Below are 2,347 nucleotides of genomic sequence, written 5' to 3' on the forward strand. Positions count from 1 at the left end.
AACTTACTCTATACCTTCACCCGTAGTGGAGTAACCACTAATTCTTTAACGGTTAACTACAGCATCAGTGGGACAGCTACTAATGGAACCGATTACACTTCTATTCCCACCAGTGTCACCTTTGCTGCTGGTTCATCCACTGCGACTGTAACCGTTGACCCGACTCCTGACACAACTGCTGAAAGTAATGAAACTGTCATTTTAACTCTCGCGACCGGGACAGGTTATACAGTTGGGACAACTACCGCAGTTACCGGGACGATTACCAATGTCCCCGCTACCAGTGTCACCTCGCAACTCTCCATCAATGACATCACCGTGGTGGAAGGTCAAAATAGTAATGCCATCCTCACCGTTACTGTCAATAACCCCAATCCACAACAAATTACTGTCAACTATACCACTGCACCCATTGATGCTACCGCCAATGTAGATTACACTAGCCAGACAGGAACCCTCACCATTGCGGCGAATACTTCCACTGCTACTATTAGCATTCCCTTACTGAATGATAACCTCAACGAAGCCGATGAAGCCTTTACAGTAACCCTGTCAAATGCGGTTAATGCTACCATCAATCCCGACGAAGCAATTGGACAAGTAATTATTACTGACACCCTACAAAGCAGCATTACTCGAACCTTACCCAATAATGTGGAAAACCTCAGACTAATTGGCAGTAATAATATTAATGGTACAGGTAACGCTGGTGACAATAAAATCACTGGAAATAGCGGTAACAATATCCTCGCTGGCGCTAATGGTAACGATATTTACTGCTTCAATGCTTCAACCCCATTAGGAAGCGATACCATCCAAGAAACTACCACCGGTGGTATCGATACCCTCGACTTTACTGGGACAAATACCGCAGTAAGAGTTAACTTGGGGACTACTGCTGTCCAAACCGCCGTTACCAATAATCTAAAATTGACTTTTTCCGCAAATAACACCATCGAAAATATTATTGGCGATAGCGGTAATGACCGACTAACCGGGAATAGCCTTAATAATACTCTAACTGGTGGTGGTGGCAACGATCAATTAACCGGTCAAGACGGAAACGATAGTTTAATTGGTGGTTTTGGTGATGATTTACTCACTGGTGGTAATGGTAGCGATAACTTTATCTTCAACAGTAGTAATTTAGGAATCGATACCATCAGCGATTTCACTTCGGGTAGTGATAAAATAGCGTTAAGTAAAGCCATATTTACCGCTTTACAAAGTAGCATTGGCAATGGCTTCAGTCAACCGGCTGAATTTGCCAGCGTCGCTGACGATGATTTAGTCGCCACTAGCAGCGCTTTTATCGTTTACAGTACCAGTAGTGGCAGTATCTACTACAATCAAAATGGTAGTGCTGCTGGCTTAGGAAGTGGTGCTGAATTTGCCAGTTTGTTGACTGTTCCTACCCTGATAGCGGCTGATTTCGCACTGATAAATTAACCTAGCCACACAGCCACTAATTTTACCAATAAAATTAGGCGTAGGGTGCGTTAGGTGGCTAACAATTCGGTCAAAAAAAACACCCATCAACAATCCGCCGTAACGCACCACCTCTATTATTAAATCGGTGCGTTACGCTACGGTTATTCCGTACTTAGTGTGCTAATTTATCTCGCCATGAACCAAACAACCGCCAATTATGATGAACCCTGGAAAGAAGCATTAAGCGAATATTTTGAAGCGTTTTTATGCTTCTTCTTTCCTGAAGTTCACCAACTAATCAGTTATCAGTTATCAGTTATCAGTTATCAGTGACTAATTGGAAGCAAGTAACAATCCCTTTGCTATAATCGTCATGGCACACCTGAAAACAAAAGCGACTACCGGGAAGCTGCCACAACGGGAACAGTGGAAGTGGAGGTTAATCAGGGGATTATATGAAAAGGAGTTCGAGAGAGAACAGATAATTAAACTGTTTGAAATCATCGACAATATGATGACTTTATCAACTGAATTGCAGTCAAGCTTAGAAAGTAAAATCAAACAATTTGAGGAGGAAAGAACCATGCCTTTAATGAGTAATATGGAGTTACGAGGGATAGAACAGGGTAAGGAAATTGGCAAGGAAATTGGCGCGTTAGAAAAAAGCCGCGATGACATAAAAACAGTTTTAACTGTGCGGTTTGGACAGATTTCTTCAGAAATTGAAGAGATAATCGGCAAAATGACTAACCCTACTATCTTAGAAGAGCTGCTAAAAGGGAGCATCTCACCTTTGCAATGAGCATAAATACTTAGTGGAAAAATAGGCTTTTCGAGGGTAATTCTTGTTTTAATTCTCCATGTACGCAGTCTTTAAAAGCCTCTATTTCGTTCCAAGACACGATTAAGAGTGGCT

At 42.1% G+C, this 2,347-nt stretch carries 3 protein-coding genes; all 3 read left to right on the forward strand.

Translation table 11 applies throughout. The features are described from left to right. On the forward strand, positions 1-1,449 hold a 1,449-nt coding region (locus O9295_RS26910), incomplete at its 5' end, for a Calx-beta domain-containing protein (protein ID WP_288036321.1). A gap of 177 nt (positions 1,450-1,626) precedes the next feature. Next, positions 1,627-1,764 (forward strand): hypothetical protein, encoded by a 138-nt coding sequence (locus tag O9295_RS26915; RefSeq protein ID WP_174237718.1) that lies wholly within the window; start codon positions 1,627-1,629, stop codon positions 1,762-1,764. A gap of 40 nt (positions 1,765-1,804) precedes the next feature. Beyond that, positions 1,805-2,233: a hypothetical protein gene (locus tag O9295_RS26920; protein WP_353851894.1), complete on the forward strand. Its 429-nt coding sequence runs from the start codon at positions 1,805-1,807 to the stop codon at positions 2,231-2,233. Positions 2,234-2,347: the final 114 nt, after the last annotated feature.

Source organism: Microcystis sp. LE18-22.4A, assembly GCF_027531105.1.
Lineage (GTDB): Bacteria > Cyanobacteriota > Cyanobacteriia > Cyanobacteriales > Microcystaceae > Microcystis > Microcystis aeruginosa.